The sequence below is a fragment of the Chitinophaga nivalis genome, assembly GCF_025989125.1.
GTDB lineage: Bacteria > Bacteroidota > Bacteroidia > Chitinophagales > Chitinophagaceae > Chitinophaga > Chitinophaga nivalis.
Genome location: NZ_JAPDNR010000001.1, coordinates 3,447,130 through 3,467,354 on the forward strand (window position 1 = coordinate 3,447,130; position 20,225 = coordinate 3,467,354).

At 47.1% G+C, this 20,225-nt stretch carries 21 protein-coding genes; 18 read left to right on the forward strand and 3 right to left on the reverse strand.

Features of this window, described 5'->3' with window-relative positions:
- Positions 1-50: 50 nt before the first annotated feature.
- Positions 51-1,025, reverse strand: a complete 975-nt coding sequence (locus tag OL444_RS13935) for a GlxA family transcriptional regulator (protein WP_264732520.1) — start codon at positions 1,023-1,025, stop codon at positions 51-53.
- Between the two features lie 217 nt (positions 1,026-1,242).
- Between OL444_RS13935 and OL444_RS13940 the strand changes: the two genes are divergently transcribed.
- Positions 1,243-1,650, forward strand: a complete 408-nt coding sequence (locus OL444_RS13940) for a RidA family protein (protein WP_264732518.1) — start codon at positions 1,243-1,245, stop codon at positions 1,648-1,650.
- Positions 1,651-1,699: 49 nt separating this feature from the next.
- Here OL444_RS13940 and OL444_RS13945 read toward each other — a convergent pair whose 3' ends face one another.
- Positions 1,700-2,593, reverse strand: a complete 894-nt coding sequence (locus OL444_RS13945) for an EamA family transporter (protein WP_264732516.1) — start codon at positions 2,591-2,593, stop codon at positions 1,700-1,702.
- Positions 2,594-2,999: 406 nt separating this feature from the next.
- Here OL444_RS13945 and OL444_RS13950 point away from each other — a divergent pair, with 406 nt between their 5' ends.
- From OL444_RS13950 to OL444_RS13970, 5 genes are all read left to right on the forward strand, one after another.
- Positions 3,000-4,016 (forward strand): sensor histidine kinase, encoded by a 1,017-nt coding sequence (locus OL444_RS13950; protein WP_264732514.1) that lies wholly within the window; start codon positions 3,000-3,002, stop codon positions 4,014-4,016.
- Entirely contained in the window at positions 4,013-4,711 is a 699-nt protein-coding gene (locus tag OL444_RS13955) for a LytR/AlgR family response regulator transcription factor (RefSeq protein WP_264732512.1), read from the forward strand. Before OL444_RS13950 ends, OL444_RS13955 begins: the two co-directional genes overlap by 4 nt.
- Positions 4,712-4,829: 118 nt before the next feature.
- A complete protein-coding gene (locus OL444_RS13960; protein WP_264732510.1) occupies positions 4,830-7,067 on the forward strand; it encodes a TonB-dependent receptor in 2,238 nt (745 codons plus the stop codon).
- Positions 7,068-7,097: 30 nt separating this feature from the next.
- On the forward strand, positions 7,098-7,748 hold the full coding sequence (locus OL444_RS13965; protein ID WP_264732508.1) for a hypothetical protein: 651 nt from the start codon (positions 7,098-7,100) through the stop codon (positions 7,746-7,748).
- 23 nt (positions 7,749-7,771) lie between these two features.
- Complete coding sequence (locus OL444_RS13970; RefSeq protein WP_264732506.1) at positions 7,772-8,008, forward strand: hypothetical protein; 237 nt, start codon at positions 7,772-7,774, stop codon at positions 8,006-8,008.
- A gap of 58 nt (positions 8,009-8,066) precedes the next feature.
- Here OL444_RS13970 and OL444_RS13975 read toward each other — a convergent pair whose 3' ends face one another.
- The gene (locus OL444_RS13975) at positions 8,067-9,728 is read right to left on the reverse strand and encodes a DUF6138 family protein (protein ID WP_264732504.1); all 1,662 of its coding nucleotides are present in this window, start codon (positions 9,726-9,728) and stop codon (positions 8,067-8,069) included.
- 343 nt (positions 9,729-10,071) lie between these two features.
- Between OL444_RS13975 and OL444_RS13980 the strand changes: the two genes are divergently transcribed.
- The 12 genes from OL444_RS13980 (at position 10,072) to OL444_RS14035 (ending at position 20,218) form a co-directional block, all read left to right on the forward strand.
- Entirely contained in the window at positions 10,072-10,500 is a 429-nt protein-coding gene (locus tag OL444_RS13980; RefSeq protein ID WP_264732502.1) for an SRPBCC family protein, read from the forward strand.
- 77 nt (positions 10,501-10,577) lie between these two features.
- Positions 10,578-11,096 (forward strand): GNAT family N-acetyltransferase, encoded by a 519-nt coding sequence (locus OL444_RS13985; RefSeq protein WP_264732500.1) that lies wholly within the window; start codon positions 10,578-10,580, stop codon positions 11,094-11,096.
- A 58-nt stretch (positions 11,097-11,154) separates the two neighbouring features.
- Complete coding sequence (locus OL444_RS13990; protein ID WP_264732498.1) at positions 11,155-11,823, forward strand: GDSL-type esterase/lipase family protein; 669 nt, start codon at positions 11,155-11,157, stop codon at positions 11,821-11,823.
- A 253-nt stretch (positions 11,824-12,076) separates the two neighbouring features.
- Positions 12,077-12,532: a NanQ anomerase/TabA/YiaL family protein gene (locus OL444_RS13995; RefSeq protein ID WP_264732496.1), complete on the forward strand. Its 456-nt coding sequence runs from the start codon at positions 12,077-12,079 to the stop codon at positions 12,530-12,532.
- A 182-nt stretch (positions 12,533-12,714) separates the two neighbouring features.
- Positions 12,715-13,518 carry a hypothetical protein gene (locus OL444_RS14000; protein ID WP_264732494.1) on the forward strand — a complete coding sequence of 268 codons (804 nt, stop codon included), beginning with the start codon at positions 12,715-12,717 and terminating at the stop codon, positions 13,516-13,518.
- A gap of 562 nt (positions 13,519-14,080) precedes the next feature.
- Positions 14,081-14,686: a Pvc16 family protein gene (locus tag OL444_RS14005; protein WP_264732492.1), complete on the forward strand. Its 606-nt coding sequence runs from the start codon at positions 14,081-14,083 to the stop codon at positions 14,684-14,686.
- Between the two features lie 51 nt (positions 14,687-14,737).
- Positions 14,738-15,982 (forward strand): hypothetical protein, encoded by a 1,245-nt coding sequence (locus OL444_RS14010; RefSeq protein WP_264732490.1) that lies wholly within the window; start codon positions 14,738-14,740, stop codon positions 15,980-15,982.
- Between the two features lie 12 nt (positions 15,983-15,994).
- The gene (locus OL444_RS14015; protein WP_264732488.1) at positions 15,995-17,395 is read left to right on the forward strand and encodes a phage tail sheath family protein; all 1,401 of its coding nucleotides are present in this window, start codon (positions 15,995-15,997) and stop codon (positions 17,393-17,395) included.
- Positions 17,396-17,445: 50 nt separating this feature from the next.
- Positions 17,446-18,390 carry a hypothetical protein gene (locus OL444_RS14020; RefSeq protein WP_264732486.1) on the forward strand — a complete coding sequence of 315 codons (945 nt, stop codon included), beginning with the start codon at positions 17,446-17,448 and terminating at the stop codon, positions 18,388-18,390.
- Between the two features lie 44 nt (positions 18,391-18,434).
- Positions 18,435-19,262, forward strand: a complete 828-nt coding sequence (locus OL444_RS14025) for a hypothetical protein (protein WP_264732484.1) — start codon at positions 18,435-18,437, stop codon at positions 19,260-19,262.
- Positions 19,263-19,307: 45 nt separating this feature from the next.
- Positions 19,308-19,751, forward strand: coding sequence for a phage tail protein (locus OL444_RS14030; protein ID WP_264732481.1), 444 nt, complete (start codon positions 19,308-19,310; stop codon positions 19,749-19,751).
- 2 nt (positions 19,752-19,753) lie between these two features.
- Positions 19,754-20,218: a phage tail protein gene (locus OL444_RS14035; protein WP_264732479.1), complete on the forward strand. Its 465-nt coding sequence runs from the start codon at positions 19,754-19,756 to the stop codon at positions 20,216-20,218.
- Positions 20,219-20,225 lie beyond the last annotated feature (7 nt).

The following is a 20,225-nucleotide window of genomic DNA, read 5'->3' on the forward strand; positions in this document are numbered from 1 at the left end:
AAGTATATAGAAACGGCGCTTTTCAGCATGATCTGAAAAGCGCCGTTTTTTTATTTAGTGATGTTAAACTTATCCCGATATTCGGAGGGAGTCATGCCTACGGTTTTACGAAACACTTTCCGGAAGGCTTTCAGGTCGTTGTAGCCGGAATTGATAATGACTTCCGTCATTTGCAAATCGGTTTGTTCCAGCATTTTTTTGGCGGCTTCCATACGGGTCTGCTGCAGGTATTCGATCGGGGTGATGCCCGTTACCTGCTTAAATCTCCGCACAATATTTCTTCTGCTCGACGGAATATCCTTGATCATTTCTTCAATGGTACCTTTATCGTGGTAGCTGCTTTCTATCTTTTGCTGGGCAGTGGCCACGAGCAGGTCACTGTGATTCCGGGAAGGCTGGAACGTACTGAAATAGGATTGTTTGTCCCGGTCCATGTCGATCGCAAATATTTTAGCCGTTCTGATGGCCATACTCTTTCCGCAATGCAGTTGTATGAGATGCAGCAACAGGTGAAACAGTGAGGTGGCGCCACCGCTGGTATACAGCCTGCCATCCTGGGTAACGGTTTTGTCGGGCCGCAGCTGTACTGCCGGAAACAACGCTGCAAAAGCAGGACAGGCATCTACGTGCGTAGTGGCTACCCGGCCGTTCAGCAGACCGGTTGCACCCAGCAAAAAGGCGCCCGTACAAAAGCTGGCTATTTCCGCACCGGCCTGATACTGTTCGGCCAGCCAGGGAATGAATACCCGGTTGGCGGCAATGGTTTGCGACATGTCTTCCGTGGTAAAGGAAGGAATGAGTATCAGGTTTTGTAGTTCCGCTGTCTGCATCGGCTGTATGGCATGACCGAAAAAAGGAGCAGCATCAGTAGGTGGAAATTCGCTGGCATAAAGTATTTGAATGTTGTAGGGGATCGTTTCGCCACTTTGCTGATAAAGTTTGTTGACCGTTTCAAAAACTTCCAGCATAGCAGCCAGACTTAAGAGTTTGTACTGATGGGTAAGCAGAACACCTATCTGTATCATATGGCTTTCAGTTAAGTAGATACAAACATAAGATTTTTGCCAGTAATTAGGTAGTAGTTACGATACCCTGATCACAATAAGGTAATGTGTAAGAGATACTGTAACTGTGCTTTTAAATCGTAAATTGATCTTCAAAAAGTATATGAAAAATTATTTAACCTTATGCTTGCTTTGTTTTACCATTAATAGTTTTGCACAAACATCCCCTTCAACTGCTATGATAAAATTTCGTAACCCGTCGCCGGCAGGCTATTCCCAGTTTGTGGAAATAGACCTGGGACAGGCGGTAATGGTCATCTTTTCAGGCCAGGTACCATTGGATCAGCAAGGAAATCTGGTGGGAAAAGGAGATATGACCCTGCAGCTCCGGCAAACATTTACCAATATAAAAACGGCAGTAGAAGCTGCCGGCGGTACGATGCATGATATTGTGAAGCTGGGTTATTTTTTAACCGATATTTCGCAGATTCAGGCAGTAAGGAAAGTGCGGGATGCCTTTATTAATACCCAGCAACCACCTGCCAGTACAGCCGTGGAAGTCAGTAAACTTTTCCGGGAAGATGTATGGGTGGAAATAGAAGCAACTGCTGTCATTCCGAAACAAAAAAGGCAGGAAAAAAAATAGGCAGGTCATCTCCGGAGATGACCTGCCTGTAAAAAACATACCCTAATTTTTATCCTTCACCGGCGGCCGGTTGTTTTCGCCGTAGGTTCACCAGTGCAATCGACAACAACATCAGCGCGATACCGGCCCATTGCAGGGGTGCAATGGGTTCGTGTAAAATAAAATGTGCACACAATACGGCTACCGGGAGCTCTACTGTCATAATAATAGCACTCATGGTAGCACCGATCTTCGGAATGCCTTTTGAAAAAAGCACAGGCGGAATGATGGTGCCAAAGAACGAGAGAAATAAGGCCCATTTCAGCAAACCGGCATCTGCATGGGTACTATGTATCAGGGCCGGACTGTTGACAAGAAAAATAGCCGCTGCGGAACCGGTCATCATCAGCGCACTGCGTTTGAACAACGGCAGGTCATGCCGGATCCGGCCATTGGCCACAATATATACCGCATATAAAACCCCGGAACCAAAGGCCGTGAGCACACCGATGAGCGGTAATGCCGGCAGGTGTGTAAATGAAAATCCACTGGCCAGCGCTGTACCGGCTAATATCAGTAAAATCGCCAGCAATTGAACCGGTTGCGGTTTTTGCCGGAAGAAAATCCATTCCAGCAATAAGCCGATCCAGCTGAACTGCATCATCAGCACAATGGCCACCGATGCCGGTATCCAATGAACAGAAAGATAATAAACAAAGGTAGTGATGCCGATGGTGGCGCCGGTCAGCAGCATTTGCCAGTACTGCCGCTTAGGAACCTGCTGCGGCACTTTTTTTCGTTCCAGCAACAGGTAGAGTAGCCAAAGCACCAGCATGCCCGTAAAAGCCTGGGAACCGGATATTTCAGCGGCGGTATAACCGGACCGGTAGGAAAGTTTAACAAAAGTGGAGAGAATACCAAAGCTGCATGCTCCGGCAAATACCAGTAAAATATATTTAGTCATGATAATTAAAGGCTGCTTAAAACGGGAACAATCGGGAAACTTTAACATCTCCCGCATTACATTCAGGCATACTCATCAAGACCCGCTTTGTTAGCCATGGGCAACAAAAAATAAACAGACGTATGCGCCTTCCGGGGAAATCTCCGTATAGCTGATCTGACGGGTGTTTATGCCTGCAGAATAGTATAGGAAGGCGGAGGTGTGTTAGATAAAATGAAGAGGTGACGGGTGTGCATATCCGGTATAATTATTTACCGGCGAAAATAAACAATATCTGCATATTTTAGTACCCGCTGATCATCTTACTGCGTGATAACCGCAGGTTTTGTAGCAGGAAATTCCCGTTTGGTATATACATGTCCGGTTGATTCATCGTAAATGCCTAGCTTTATTGCTGATGAGAGCCATGCGTACATCCCGCTATATTATTGTTTCGCTTCACGTACTGATCTGGAGCAGCCTGTTGTTATTGCCTTACTTTGTTGCTTCGGCAGGTAATCAGTATAAAATAGGTCCTGTGCCCGGGCCGTTCTTCACTGTAACGGGCATCATTCACATGGGCATCTTTTACGGCCATGCCGGCTGGTTGTATCCAACATTCCTGAACCGGCGTTGGTGGTGGTTATACCTCTTCCTTACAGCGGTACTGATCATCGGTTCCTTTCAGCTGAAATATTACCTGCTGTCGGCCTGGTATCCGGATGTATTAAAAGATCCGATTGCCTATCGGTTTGTATTTGCGCCTTCCATTGTCGTATTTGTTATCAGTTTCATATACTGTAAAGTAACGGATAGGATCCGGCAGGAAAGAGATCAGAAAGAAAAGAAAACAGCCCAATTGGCTTCAGAACTAAAATTCCTGCGTTCGCAAATCAGCCCGCATTTCCTGTTTAATGTGCTGACCAACCTGGTAGCCCTGGCCCGAAAAAAGTCTGATCAGCTGGAACCTGCACTGATCATGCTGTCGGAGCTCCTGCGTTATATGATTTATGACGCGCGCTGGGAAAAGGTGCCGCTGACCAAAGAACTGGGGTATCTCAATTCTTACATAGAGTTACAGCGGCTGCGGTTCCGGAGTGATATAGAAATTGAGTATTTTACCGCTGCAAATGCCGCAGCAGAGGCGTATACAATTGAACCGATGTTGCTGATTCCTTTTGTGGAGAATGCTTTTAAACATGGTACGGCCGGCGCTTTACAGCCGCATATCACCATTCGTATAGCCATTAAGGATAACCGGTTGATATTTGAAGTAGGCAACCGGTATGCCAAAGCAGCAGCAGCCAGTGCAGACGAAAGCTCCGGCATCGGCCTGGCGAACGTACAGTCCCGGCTGGATCTGCTCTACAAAAATAAATATACACTGGTCGTACGCGATGATTATCCGGTGTTTCACGTAGCTTTAACCATGATATTAACATGATACGTTGTATTGCCACCGATGATGAACAGCTGGTGCGCGAATTGTTGGAAGACTACATTCGTGAAGTGCCTTTCCTGCAGCTGATAAAAACCTGCCGGAATGCCATGGAAACCTGCGAGGCATTACAAGCCGGTTCCATCGATCTCCTGTTTCTGGATATACAAATGCCCCGTTTAAGCGGATTACAGTTAGTACAATCCCTGTCGCAACCACCCCTGGTGATTTTTGTGACTGCCTATGAACAATATGCCCTGGAAGGATTTAACCTGCAGGCGGTAGACTACCTGCTGAAACCCTTTACATTTGAAAGATTCCTCAAAGCCTGTAATCGCGCGAATGATTTGCTGCGGTTGCAACGGGGTGTTACAACCACTACTCCTGAGATACCTGATTTTTTCGTGTATGTGGAATATACGCAGGTGAAAATAGTAGTGGCAGATGTGGAATATGTGGAGGGACTAAAAGATTATATCAAAATCTATTTATCCGGTCAGCCCCATCCGGTGCTGACCCGTATGAGCCTCAAAGCCATCGAAGAAAAATTGCCGCCGCCGGCATTTATTCGTACCCATAAATCCTTTCTGGTAGCCGCCCGCAAAGTAACCCGTATCAAGCGTGACTTTGTATCTATCGGTACCCTCGATATTCCTGTCAGTGAATTTTATAAAGAAAATGTTACGCGGCTGCTACAGTAGCCTGCGCACTGATGACCCACAATTTCCGGTGTTGTCGCGACACTTTCCCCTGTTGTCTATTCTGTAAAAAAGCGGTCCCATTTCCGGATAGTTTTGCCTGTAAATGATAGTACAGGTCATGAAAAACACGATGGTATCTTTTGGCTGGCCACTACTTTGTATACTCTGTTGCAGTCAGCTGGCTGTTGCACAATACAAAATCACCGGTACGGTTAAAAACAGCAAAGGGGAGGCAATAACAGGAGCCAGCATCACGCTGCCGGCCACGGGCGGTGGTACCACAGCCGATGTTTCCGGCGCTTTCGCCCTGGAAACCGGTGCGCATGGCAAACAGCAACTGTCTGTTTCCGCTATTGGCTATCGTTCTTTTAAGCAAACCATTCTGCTGGCAGATACCACCCTGGTGTTGGCGATTGTATTACCATCAGACCCACGTGCCTTACAGGAAGTAGTCGTGAATGCCGGTACCTTTGAAGCCAGCGATAAAGCCAAAGGCGCGGCATTGACACCTATTGACGCGGTAACCGTAGCCGGTAGCTATGCCGATATTACCCAGGCGCTGCGTTCCCTGCCGGGAGCCCAGCAAATCGGTGAACAGGAAGGCCTTTTTGTGAGAGGCGGCACCAGCGATGAAACCAAACAATTCATAGACGGAACCCTGCTGAAATACCCCAACTATCCGTCGGTACCTGGTATTACGCAATATGCCCGCGTAAATCCCTTTCTGTTTAAAGGTATATTGTTCAGTTCCGGCGGATATTCTGCTTTGTATGGCTCCGCGATGAGCAGCGCCCTGATATTGGAGAGTGTAGACCTGCCGGAAAAAACTTCCGCTTCTTTCAGCATTTTTCCGGCCAACCTGGGGGCAGGATGGCAACACCTTGCCCGTAATAACCGCAGCAGTTATGGCGTAAACCTGAGCTACAGCAACCAGGCATTATACAATAAAATCATCCCTCAGCAACCAGATTACTTCAGCGGTCCCCGCTATCTCGATGGTACGGCCAACTTTCGCCTGAAAACAGGCAGGCGGGGCATGCTGAAGTTCTATACCAATTGGAGCAGCAGCGATGTGGGGACGAAAAATCCGGATATCGACAGCCTGGCTTTACGAGCTGCCTGGCAGGTAAAAGGACAAAATATTTACAACAACCTCAGTTACCGCAGCTATCTGGCAGATAACTGGAAGATAGAGGCCGGAGCTGCCTACACCTATAACCAGAACGAGGAAAATACATCCCTGCAAACGACCGCCGGCCAACGGGTCGTACTGCCCACCGTACCGTATGCCGGTAAAAACAGGGCCACCGGCACCCAAACGCACTTCGCCCAGGCAAGACTGGTGCTCACCCATTTTTTCCCTGCCGGCCCGGTATTGCGATGGGGCGCGGAACATTTTTATACACGGGAAAAAAGTGTATCCAACGATAGTGCAAAAGGGTTTACCGATCAGCTGACCGCCGTTTTTGCAGAAGCAGATATTTACCTCACGCGCCGCCTGGCGGCCAAAGCAGGCGTGCGTATGGAATATGCCGCCCTGTTGCGGCAGGCAGTCACCGCACCCCGTATCAGCCTGGCTTACCGGTTGCCGCACGGAGGGCAGTTCAACCTGGCCTATGGCATTTTCTACCAGCAACCGGCAGCGGAATGGCTGTACAAGCCGGAGCTGCCAGCGTTTTCAGCGGCCACCCACTATATCCTGAATTACACGCAACGATTCAGTAACCGCTTTTTCCGCGTAGAGGCCTATTATAAACAGTATGCCAACCTGGTGAAAACAACACCGGCACTGAGTAATAACGGTAACGGCTATGCGCAGGGGATAGAGCTGTTCTGGCGGGATAAAAAATCCATACGGGATCTCGACTACTGGGTCACCTACACCTACCTGGATACCAAACGGGATTTTGCCGATTATCCCTATAGCCTGCGCCCGGCTTTTGCCGCACCGCATACGGCTACGGTAGCTGTAAAGAAATTTTTCCGGGCCATCAGCACCAACGTGAATGTATCCTATGCCCTGGCAGCCGGCCGGCCTTATTACGATATCCGGTATGATGCCCCCGGCCATACATATGTGGCGGATGAAGGAACGACCAAAGGATACAGCGTAGTGAACCTGCACGTAGCCTACCTGACTTCCTTTTTCAAACACTGGAAAAGAAAGGACTTCTCCGGAATAGCATTGGGGGTCAATAACCTGCTGGGAACGGAACAGGTATTCGGATACCGCTACAGTGTAAACGGACAAAACAAAGTGCCGGTAACGCTGCCGGCTACCCGTAGTTTCTTCGTGGGGGTTTTCATCAGCCTGGGAATAGACCGGACAGACGATTTTCTAAATAATAATTTATAGATCACTGCTTAAAATTAAAAACAAAACAACATGAAAAAAGTATTGATGTTACTGCTGATAGCAGTATTGGGTGGGCAAATGGCAGCGGTGGCACAGGGTGCTGAAATGCTGGATGCCGTTGCCCGCCTGGATGGTACCAAAACCGCGGCGGATTATGAGGCGCTGGAAAAAACATTCCTCCATATCGCTGCTACGCCGAAGGCTGGCTGGCTGCCTTATTATTACGCTGCCTTATGCAATGCGCAGATTGGCTTTCTGTATCAGGACGATGGCGAAAAGATAGAGCCTTATAGCCTGCGGGGAGAAGAACAGGCAAAGAAAGCCATATCCCTGCTGGATACGGCAACACACAAAAAGGAGCTGGCAGAGATATATACTGTGTTAAGCATGGTATACCGTACGCGGGTATTCATCAATCCCATGACTTACGGGCGTAAGTTCGGCACCTTGTCGCAACAGGTCATGCAACAGGCTAAACAGCTGGATGCTGCCAATCCCAGAACCTTGTACCTGGAAGCATGGGTGAAGTGTAATACTCCCCGGTTATGGGGCGGCGATAAACAACTGGGCCGGCAGCTGGCTACGCAAAGCCTGCAGCTGCTGGAGAAAGTGCCTGCTACGGGTATTACGCCCCATTGGGGAAAAGCAGAAGACCTGCGTTTGTTGGAGAAATATAAATAAGTAAACCGCTAAAATTCTGGATCATGGGATTTGCATTACTGATGCTGTTGAGGGTCTTGTTTGGCGCCTCTATGGTATTTATTATCGGGTATGTTTTCGGCGGCTTTTCAAAAAAGCCAGGCCTGACAAAATGGACTAAAATAGCGACCATTACGGTGATCGTGGCATTTATTGCCGTAAATATAATACTGCTGCGTTTCGCATTTTCGCGGGGCGGCGGGTGTCACCAAACATCGGTGTGTGAGCAACCGTTAAAGTAACGGTTACAAAGCTGGGCCACCTCAACGGATAGACGTATCCGTTGAGGTGCTTTGTTTTTTAGCCGATCATCTTCAGAATGGCTTCCAGATAGGTTTGCCGGTCAGGATGTTTTTTGGCGACAGTAGTCAGTTTATCTTTGCCGCCCCAGATAAACCAGGCTACATGTTCCACTTCGTATGATTCCATACCCTGCAGCAGGGGCAGTAATATTTCCAGATAAGGCGGCGTGTCTATCGCTGCCAGCTGCTTAAAGGGTTTGTTGTCCTGTGCCCGTAGCAGGCAAAGTACCAGTACTGGAATAGTGGAGGCGTCGATGCCGTATTGTTCTATGAAACGGCCGATGAAAGCATTTTGTACAGACTGATGTTCCGCATCTACTACCGCCATGTATTCCGTGAGTAAAGGGAACCATTCAGGGGAGGCCAGGGCCAGTCCGAATACGGCATAGGTGCCGGGCATGGCGCATTGTTCCGCCTCTACATCCGTATACCATTCATACTGCTCCCGTATAGCCAGGCGGGCATATTGTGCTGTTTTTTCGTGCAGCTCCGGATATTGCAGGGCATTGGCAAAGAAAATATGTGTACCTGATTTGCCAATACCTTTTAGCGGCAATACATTTTTAGTGGCCGATTTCAGCTTGATGGCATAGCTGAGCGGAAAGCCTTTTTGTAATAAGCGGATGATGAAGTCCAGTGCTTCGCTGTAGGCGATGGCACTTTCTTTTTTTATAGTAAGATGAACGGTCCCAAAGATATCATTGGCTGCCGCGGTAAGATGCTCGTCGCTGTATTGCCGGTCTGCCGGCAGAAAACTTTCGCTGCCGTGTTGCAGGATAGCTGCGGCACGTGTGCTGCCCAGTTCCTGCGCTCTTTCCATAAAACCGATGCCGGTTGGGCGGCTGTAGTTAGGTTCATATTTGATGATCATCACCGCCGTGTAAATGAGCAGGTCTGTTTGCGGGTCATTCGCTGCCTGGGCGCCTGTTTTCAGCTGATAGGTTTTCTGACCGAAGTTAAGCGGCGTGATGTCGAAGTAAACGGGCAGAAAGGTATTTTCTGCCCATTGCTGCAGCTGATACCGGATTGCCTGCCGGTGTGCGGCCAGTTTCTCCCGGTTGTTTTTATTCAGTTCCTGTATCCGGTCAAAAATGCGGATGATCCAGGGAATGTCGGGGGTAGGATAGAGCCGGTTATCTACCAGGTGCCTGGCCAGAAAATGGGTGTCCAGGTCTCTCGTAGGATAATTCAGTTCATCAATTTTATGGGTGACATATTCCGTTATTCTTTTCAGCAGCGTCGCTTTTTTATTGGTATTGATATGATCCAGTACCACCACTCTGCAGATACCATCTGCCGCCTGAATGGTACCGCTGATGCGGAACCGGTATTCCAGTACCGGATGGTGGTCGCAGGTAGCTATCAGCTCCTGTAGCTGCGATTGCAGATAAGGCAATAATTCCGATGTGATCGCTGCCTGTGAAGGCATCGGATCTATAAGGGTACCTTCCGTGAGCAGGTCCGGCCGGCTACTGTTCCATTCCTCCGTATAGCCTTTGACTTTACCTGCAACATATTTGAAGAAAATAGTATCATATACGCCGATCTGCAGGGTAGTTCTGCCGGTGATGTCTTCCAGGTTTTTCTGCAGCATCTTTTCCAGCAGGGATTTTACAGTAGCGGTAATATCGTTGGCAATGGTTTCAACCCAATTATTCATGTGTGATAATTATTAGATAAAGTGAAGCCGGGTATTAACAAAATGGTATTCCGGGCATGGTTCGCAAAGCGCAAAAATACGGTTTTTAATACAATGATGTGACCCGTCAGTATGTCTGCCATAGCAGTTATATAGCAGCATAACAGCTGCTGGTAAAGGATAGGCTGTTGTCTGCAAAAATCAATGGAAAAATAAAACAGGATTACCATAGAAAGCGGTAAATTAGAGCAGCTGCATAACCGGAAAATACTGTCATTCATCCAATAACCGGCATGCCAGCTAACCGGTACAGACAACATAACCACCATATCATCATATAACTGTTTACCCGAAAAATTTACCAATGGAAAATATTGAACACATTAATTATCTGAAAGCTCCGATAGGAAAAGTCTATGAAGTACTGACCACCGCTGCCGGCCTGGCAGCAGTATGGACAAATAAACTGGAGGTAGAACCGCGGGTAGGTTTTGTCAATACATTTGATTTTAATGATAACTATGCCACCCGGATGAAGATACTGGAGTTGGTGGAAAACAAAAGAATCTGGTGGGAATGTATCGCGTCAGATCCGGAATGGGTAGGTACCCAGGTTACTTTTGAATTGTCGGAAAAAAACGGGGTGACAACCGTTTTACTGCGGCATTTATATTGGCGGGAACTGACGACCTTTTACCGGTATTGCAATTATAACTGGGCCATGTTTTTATTCAGCCTGAAATCCTATTGTGAAGAAGGACAGGGGTTACCTTTCCAGGAGCGGAAATTTTAATCCCTTCATCCGGACTGTGTAATGCCCTGCAGAAAAGTTATCTTTATCGGGTTGGTAGGATAAAACAGGATTTTACAATGACCCATATTACATTTAAAGCGCTGACGACCGCAGATGTGACTGCGTTGCAGGTATTGGCCACACAAACCTTTGAAGAAACATTCCGGCAACATAATACACCCGAAGATATGCAGGACTACCTGGATCGGGCTTTTACTACTGCTAAATTACAACAGGAGCTGGCAAACCCGGATTCCCGGTTCTGGTTCGTTCTGGAGGAGGGTAACCCTGCCGGCTATCTGAAAGTCAATTTTAATACTGCCCAGACAGAGCTGAAGGAAGCTACGGGGATGGAAGTGGAGCGGATTTATGTGGCGGCCGCCTGGTTAGGCAAAGGGGTGGGACAGCTGTTACTGGACAAGGCGATTCAGGCAGGTGCGGAACAGGGTTGCGCATACAGCTGGCTGGGGGTATGGGAAAATAACCAACGGGCGATGCGCTTCTATGAAAAAAACGGATTTGTTCCTTTTGATGAACATTATTTCACCCTCGGTACATCGGTACAACGGGATGTCATGATGAAACGGGTATATTAAATCTTTCCGGCCGGATAGCAACCGTATCCGGCATAAACAGGATAATGAAGTAACAGCCATGAATAAATGTTTTGCGTTCTTTTTACTGCTGACAGCAGGCTTTTTCAATGTATTGCAGGCACAGACCCAGCATAGCTATCAGGAAGACATCGGAACGATCCGCAACTATGATAAAATCTATGCACCGCCGGAAAATCCCATCCTTTTTATTGGTAGCTCCTCTATCCGGAAATGGGATGACCTGGAAAGAGTATTCAGTCATTATGTAGTATTGAACCGGGGCTTTGGCGGCGCGGAATTAAACGATGTCACTTACTTTGCGGAAGACATCATCTTCCCTTATCATCCCCGTCAGATCATCATCTATGCCGGTGAAAATGACTTGCCGGATGAAGTCACTACGGCCGACAGTGTGCTGGCACGGTTTAAAAACCTGTATGCCTGCATCCGCGCTAAACTGCCGGTAGTGCCGATTGTGTATATTTCCATTAAACCCAGCCCGGTGAGGGAACGTTTCTTTGAAAAAGCACAGGCAGCCAACAAACTGATTGCAGGTTTTCTGGCCGGCGAACAAAATACCCGGTTCCTGGACCTGTATTCCCTGATGCTGGATAAAAGCAAACGGCCGCGGAAAGAACTGTTTGTAGGGGATATGCTGCACATGAACCGGAAAGGATATGCTATCTGGGAAGCAGCCGTGAAACCCTATCTGCTGGAACCGAGATAAACGCACTTTTATAGGTGGAAAGCCCCGCTGGTTATCATCGGTAACCGGCGGGGCTTTTTAGTGTCTGCTGGTGCCCGGGAATAACAGGAAGATACCAGCCGGTGTGGAGTAGGCCTGCTGCTACACCGGAGCCGGCATGATAAAATAGGAATCGCTATGGTGAACATGCGGGGGGCCGTTTTGCCAGGATGCAGTAGGTTAATTATATTTTCTGAGTATCTTGCTACTCAGATTTATTTATTTTATATACATCATGATACTCGATACACTACAGAACGCCCCCCTTTATTATGGATTGGGGCCTGCATTTGTCAGGGCTTTTGAATACCTGACACAAACCGATTTTACAACCCTGGAAAAAGGGAAGTATGCAGTAGCGGGCGACGATATTTTTGCGATCGTCAACGAATACGATACCATTGCCACTACCGGTGAGCAGATGGAATCCCATAAAAAGTATATAGATGTACAGTATATCGTAAAAGGGGAGGAGTTGATTGGCCATGATTTTAAGCAGGACAAACAACCTTCCCGCGCATATGATGAAGCGGATGACTACATGTTGTTTGCTGAAACGCCGGCATTTTTCTCTAAACTGCAACAGGGGATGTTTGCCGTGTTCTTTCCGGAAGACCTGCATATGCCTAATATCAAAGTAACTGATCCGGTAGCTGTGAAGAAGGTAGTGATGAAGATCCGCGTGCAGTAAAAGCCCGCAGTATTGTCTGCTATGCCGGAAGATAAGCAAATCCCTCCGGGAATGACAGTATAGCATAGGCTGCATTCCCGGAGGAATTTGTTCATAATCGTATATAGGTCACCGTTATGATGTGCTGTGGTATCCGTTTTTAATATTTCACGTTCCACCTGTTTATCCAAATTAACGTATCTATGAAAACCATTGTTGAATACTTTCATTTTGCCGGACAGTTTACCAATCCTTCCCGGTTTGTAGCCGGCGCTGTTATCAGCGGCCTGCTTTCCTTTGCTGCCATGCTGGTGCTTATTATTCTGTTACGCCGGTTTATACTGGTATACCGGGCTTCCCCGGTCATGAAATGGATCGCTTATTCCTATTTTATAGTATTGCCATTGCTGGCTGCTTTCTTCGGCTTTAAATGGGGTTTCTTCCATAGCCTGCGCCAGGATATTAAAAGCCATGCAGGTAATTATGCGCAACAGTTTCCCGCTGGGATAGAAAAAGAAACGACAGCGGCTTTGCAGTCGCTTTTAACCGGGTCGGGTTCCGGAGAAAACGGGATGGAACATCTCACAGGAAGTCAGCTGATCGATACCGTAAGTACGGTCGTGTATAACGTATACGGTAGTACGTTAAGTGAGCAGGCGGCAAAACCTGGTGTACAAGGGCAGTTAATCAATTTTGTACAGAACAGGATGATGGGAAAAGGTGTGGCCACGTTTGTTAAAAAACAAATCCGTAAAATACTGAAAGAGAAATTGGGCGTGGCGCCCACTATCAGCCATGCATTGTTACAGACGCAGGTCAGCGAAATAGTGAGTGCCGGTTTCTTTGTGAAGGTGCTGTTGTTGCAGACGGATTATTTCTTAAAAGGCTTGCAGCAGGGCGTATTGATTACGTTTCTGATCATACTGTCAATCCCTTTGCTGGAGATAGTTGTAGCGAATTGTCGCCGCAGGAATGAGGCGCGTCCTATAGCAGTAGGATTAAATTAAATGCAATAAAAAGAGAACGTTTAACGGGTATGATATAGACAGATAATGACTATGTTATACCCGTTTTGTAGGTAGTAATTTCCCTCTTCCGTATTTCTACGTAATTTTCTAAATCAGGATTGAATAATTTTTTATTTCCGAATTATTCTTTAGCTTTATTCCACTATAGTAACAGTTTAGCAACTCCAAAAAAAGTACAAAGATTAGCACAGATGAAGCACCTCAAAGAAGTAGAAGTAATGTACCCCAGGATTTAATAGATAGCATTTTTCCGTTGTAAATTTCAATAAAATTAATCGTCATAGTTAACCAGTATCTCCCTATGACATGCTTAATGAGTGTGATTTGTTACACTTTAACCGAAGCATCCGGTATCATGTATAGATACCAATAGGCCTACTGTGTGCTGTATTCCATTTAAAGATCAGATTGTTTGTTTGATGTAAGGCACTTAATGCCCTATACCTATGATTTGCCCCTTACTGCGCATAAAAGTGCCGGTAACAGGCCCCCCTGTCAATACATTTTACGGACAACATGATCTGTATTAAAATCATCAACAATGATTTTCACGGCTTTTAGACTACTGAGAGACCAGCTGGACGCGTATATCCAGTCATTTAATCCTATGGGGAACGATCCCGAAGGACATGTGGTACTCGACAACGTTGCAACACTGGAAACACCGGACAGACCGCCCGGTGCAGAAGAAAAAATTATACTCAGTATGGTGAATATTGAGGAAGAAGCAACGCTGAAAAATACCACGCATTACGTCAGGAATGTACAAGGTATCGTATATCAGCATCCGCCTATATACCTGAATCTGTACATGCTGGTGTCGGCACACTATACGAACTATGAACATTCACTCACGCGGCTGTCGCAGGTGATACAGTTCTTTCAGGGTAAGAATGTTTTTACGATGAAAAACTCTCCCGACCTGCCGCTGCAAAACACCCCTGACGTGAGCGAACTACGTTTGAACCTGGAGTTGTTTTCGCTTTCCTTCGAACAACTGAATCACTTGTGGGGCGCACTGGGAGGTAAACAAATGCCTTCTGCACTCTATAAAATAAGACTGGTGAAAATCACCGAAAACAGAACCATCGGATTAGGTACCGTTATCGAAGAAATTCAATCAAAAGACAGTATCTATTTCCCCTGATACAACACCCCGAAACACCATACTATTCATCTATAGCCAGTATTTATTATTATGGCATTTCAAATCACATACAGGCGACTGGCAACCGTTAATTTGTTGCATAGCTATTATCTCGATGAGGAAAGCAGCATCTTTTACGGGTTGTCACCGGAAGATAAAACAGCTAAAATCCTACAGCTGTTACTGGACCGGCAATATCCGCTGATGGAAGAAGTGACGATTGAACCATTACCTGCTACGGCAGCAGTGTTGCATGGTAATAAAATCCTATACCGTCAGATAGCCACCGGATTGATTATAGGCATCGCTACTACACCAGGCACCGGAAATACCCTGCGGCCGGAAGCGCCGGTAAGCACCACGTTGCGCTTACAATTTACCATCCGGTTAAAAAATGCAGCACTGGTAACACGTAGCAATGTCCGTATCAATCCGGTACTGCCGGCCAATTTTTACTTCACCAATGATCAGCTTTCAGCCGGTAAAGTATATCCTTCCCTGGCTGCCGCTACCCGCGACATCATAGAAGGCCATACCTATGAAATGGGAGAAACCGCCCTGATAAACGGGGTGCTCTCACAGGCCATTACCCGCACCAGCACTGCCGCTACCGGTTGGACAACCCTGCCACAGGATTACCACTGTATCAGTGAATACGACCGCATATTGCTGCCACTCCGTTTTACCTATACCTTTGATAAGCCGGGTATTACCCTTGCTACTTTTCAGCTGCTGCAAAACGGTGCCGTTATCAAAACGATAGCGGCACAGGAGGCAGCTGGCCTGGATCAACTACAACTGGACTTCTCCACAGGCAACAACCAGGTACCGGTAGCTAATGGCGTATATACGTTGACGGTAGTTGGTGATAATGACTACCAGCGTTCATATACCGTATACCTGAATCCACAGCTCTATCAACCCAATGCCTGGGGCGTACTGGACCTGGTACTGTACACTGCAGATCCTGCATTCCGGTTGATGCATGCAGATAATACCCTGCCCCTGCCGGATCCGCCGGTATTCGACCTGCGCTTCCTCAACAGAACTACCTACTGGAAGTACTATCTGCAGAAAGGAGAGCCACCTGGCACAGATGCCACCTGGGACAACATTGAACCGGTACCCGTGGGCATGAAAAAGGTCATCATCAGTAAACAACCTTATCCGCTCACACAGGCTTTCAGAAATGTAAGCTACGCCACCATCGCACTCCCCAACCCCGACGGAGAAACCCTTTCCAGGGATGGTAACCGGATTTGCTCTGAAATATTGCTAACCAAAGTGAAATTATAAATTTAAACAACTATGGCAAACACATACTATACACCCGGTGTGTATGTTGAAGAAGTCTCCAAGTTCCCGCCTTCCATTACGGCGGTAGAAACAGCAATCCCTGTATTTATTGGTTTTACCCAGCAGGCAGTAAATGACGGCAAGGAAGTAATTGGTACGCCGGTGCGTATCAGCTCTTTGCTGGAATACGAAAACATTTTCGGGAAAGCGCAGAAAGAAGAGAACCTGATTGTAACGTTGAGCACCGACCAATCCGGTACCCGTTACACCGTGAGTTACGACACGGCTCCGGACAAAGGCCTTTCCCGGCATATTTTGTACTATTCCCTGCAGCAGTTCTATGCCAACGGTGGGGGGCCCTGCTACATCATTTCCGTAGGCAAATACCTGGATCTGGGTTTCCCTATTGTTGATCAGGAACCATTTACAGATGCACTCACGGAGCTGCGCAAACTGGATGAACCTACACTGATCATCTTTCCGGAAGGGCAGAATATGCCTAAGGATACTTATCAGTCACTGCTGGAAGCCGCACTGAAACAGTGCTTTGAGCTGAAAGACCGTTTCGTCATCATGGACCTGTTCGACAATGGGCTGACACTGAAAACAGAAGCTGCTATCCTTGAAGCAGCCAATGAATTCAGAAACAAAATCAGCAGCCCGCAACAACACCTGAGCTATGGCGCCGTGTATTTCCCGAATATCCGCTCTACTTTCGATTATGATTATGATGAAACAAAAATCAAAATCGTAAATGGTAGCGCAGCAACCTTCCCGGGGCTGAATAACCTGGAGAAAGCAAACGTAAAACTGGCTATCTCCAATTTCTCCATTATACTCCCGCCATCATCTGCAGTAGCTGGTGTATACGCCCGCGTAGATAATGCGAGAGGTGTGTGGAAGGCGCCTGCCAATGAAGGACTGTTGTCTGTTTCCGGAGTGACCTGCGATATCAGCGATAGCATCCAGGCAAACCTGAATGTGGATACCAACGCCGGTAAATCCGTGAACGCTATCCGCTTCTTCTCCGGAAAAGGCATTAAAATCTGGGGCGCCCGTACCCTCGACGGTAACTCCAATGAATGGCGCTATGTATCCGTTCGCCGTTATTTTAACATGGTGGAAGAATCTACCAAAAAGGCTTCTGAAGGATTTGTATTTGAACCCAATGACGCCAATACCTGGGTGAAGGTTAAAGCCATGATTGAAAACTTCCTGATCAACCAATGGCGGGCAGGTGCCCTGGCCGGCGCCAAACCGGAACATGCTTTTTATGTGAAAATAGGTATCAATGAAACGATGACAGCATTTGATATCCTGGAAGGCAGAATGATTGTGGAAATAGGACTGGCAGTAGTAAGACCGGCAGAATTTATCATCCTGCGGTTCAGCCACAAGATGCAGGAATCCTGATCACCAGTGACCACTGATATTCCCATTTTCACCCCCAAAAACATTTTGATATGACTGATTACACACCTCCAGTTGACAGACCTTGTGTTTGTACGCCCACCTCACCCTCCCAGTTTGATGTCCTGCTGAAGGAGTATGAAGGGATACTTGCCACCGAGCTGCAGGCCGGCCAGGCTGAATACCAGGCCAGATCCACCCAGGCAGATACTGCCAGCAACGCAGTATGCATTGAACGTAAAATCAATGACAAATACAACCAGGCAGTTAAACAATATAATTTCCTGAGTAACTGTATCACTGTTTACAGCGGCCAGGATCTGGAAGAACTCACTAAAACCATTACCGGGAAAGTAAAGCCCAAGAAAGGTGATGTGAAAGCTGCCTTCGATAAGGCCGTCGCAGCTATTAAAGCGGCTAAACAAAAAATCGGCCAGGCGGCCACCCTCTCAGTAAAATTAAAAGAAGCAGTAGCAGATTCCTGTAACTCAGAAGAACTGAAACAGATCCGGGAATGCCTCCAGAAAGGCCATGTAGATAAAAGCAGCCCGGAAAATAGAAACCTGGAAAACAGCGTACAGGAATTTGTACAATATGGTTATCATATCAACGACCAGATTGATAATGTGGCCCAGGCAGCAGTAAAAGTAGCCGGTATCAATTCTTTTGTAAATGTAGACAGCTTCGAAGGACTGGCTATTACCGCCAAACTTGCGGGAACGAGCCTCATCAATGATGTGGAAGCGAATGTGAAAGATTCCCTGAAAAAGTATGACGACAGCCGCAAGGATCTGGGGGATGCATTGAAAAAACTCAGTACAGCCATGGTCAATAAATATGAAACGGCTAATCTCATCGAAGCAGTGGAAGAAGTAACTGCATTTGTGAAAGAGAAAAACTGTCATAACGACTGCCACGCACTGGATGATATCGCAGAAGAGGCAGAAGCTACCTATGACTGCTCGCATTGCGGAGGCGACGATGGCACAACAGACTGAGCTTCCTTCAACATCATTACTGTACCATTTACAACTAAATAATTATGGCCACCAATAAAGATACCGTTCAACAATACATCGACCGCCTGTTGCAGGAATATACGGAGGCAGCCCGTGAGCTCACCAATGCCAAAGCAGAAGAGCTGAAAAAGCAGGGAGAGCTGGATAAAAACAAAAAATGGGCCGGCGTATTGAGCAACATGTTTTCGCTGATCAGCGAAACCAATCGCCTGGGTGTCATCTACATGGGAACATTGGAACGCACCCGGAAACAAAATGAAAAACTCGGGCACAATGCTTCCCTCAGTGTGGATGCCATCAAAATCCTCCTTTGCGAAACCCGCAAGGTGCTGGACTGTACCGAAGTATTCAAAGGGTTGATTAAAACCTTGTCCGACCGCATCGATTGCAAAATTCCTTCCAAAGGAACGAACTCCATCATGGCAGTACTGGCAGCGTTGAAAACAGCCGTTGAGGAGGCGCTGACAGCCGTGAAAGAAGTAGTCAATGCTTTGCTGGCAGTATATCACCTGGAAGAAGAACTGCTGGAACAGATAGCCGGTGAAAGAGGATTATTATACCAGGTAACGGGCATGTATATACTCCTGACCGATGGGGTAAAACCAGATCTGGAAGCATGCGCCTCCTGTCATCCCCGCAAGAAGCCCATCTTCCCGATGGATGCCAATACCTGTGATTTCTATACGCATACTAAAGAAGAGTATGAAAGGGTGATCGCACTCCTGAAAGAAATCCAGCGGGAACTGGACCTCGCCAGCTGCCGCCGCGAATTTGCACAGGCTAAAAATGATGCCCTGAAAAATGCATATGATGCGGCTATTGCTGCCAAAAGCTGTGACACTAAAAAGTAGTTAAACATTATCCGTATTCAATCATAACCGAATAAAATCATTACAATGGCAAATTATCCGTTACCTAAGTTTCACTTCCAGGTAGAATGGGGTGGAAAAAACATAGGCTTTCAAGAAGTAACCGGACTTACCGTAGAAACAGAAGCCATCGAGTACCGCCAGGGCGCCAGTCCGGAGTATCACAAAACCAAACAACCCGGCTTACAGAAATACAGCAACATCACCCTGAAACGCGGCACTTTTCAGTCAGATAACGAATACTTCGACTGGTGGAAAGAAACCGTTTTCTTCCAGGAACAGAATGGTAAATACCGTCGCAACATTACCATTAGTCTGCTGGATGAAATGCATAAACCCGTTGTTGTATGGAAGATTAAAAACGCATGGCCTATTAAAGTACAGGGTGCCGACTTAAAAGCAGATGCCGGCGAAATTGCGGTAGAAACCGTGGAGCTGGTGCATGAAGGTCTGGTGGTAGAAAACAAATAATCATGGCGAACAGCTATTATCCCCCCGTTGGATTTCATTTTAAGGTAGAATTCCTTTTCAGTAAAACCGGTACGCAGCAGCAAACGGATAATGATATCCTGTTTCAGTCAGTATCAGGTCTGAACTATCAGATGCAAACAGATACCCTGAAAGAAGGAGGTGAGAACCGCTTTGAACATGTCATACCGGTGAGAAGCAAATGTACGGACCTCGTCCTGAAAAGGGGCATCTTCCGGCCGGCAGATTCGGCCATCTCCGGATGGTGTCTGGAAGCTTTCCGGGAATTTACCTTCTCGCCGGTAGACCTGATCGTGAACCTGCTGAATGAAACCCATCAGCCGCTCATGACCTGGAAAGTACACCGCGCCTGGCCTAAAAACTGGAAGATAGCTGATTTCAATGCAGACAAGGGAGAGGTAGTAATCGAAACCTTTGAACTGAATTACAACTATTTCACATTGGAATAACCCCGGA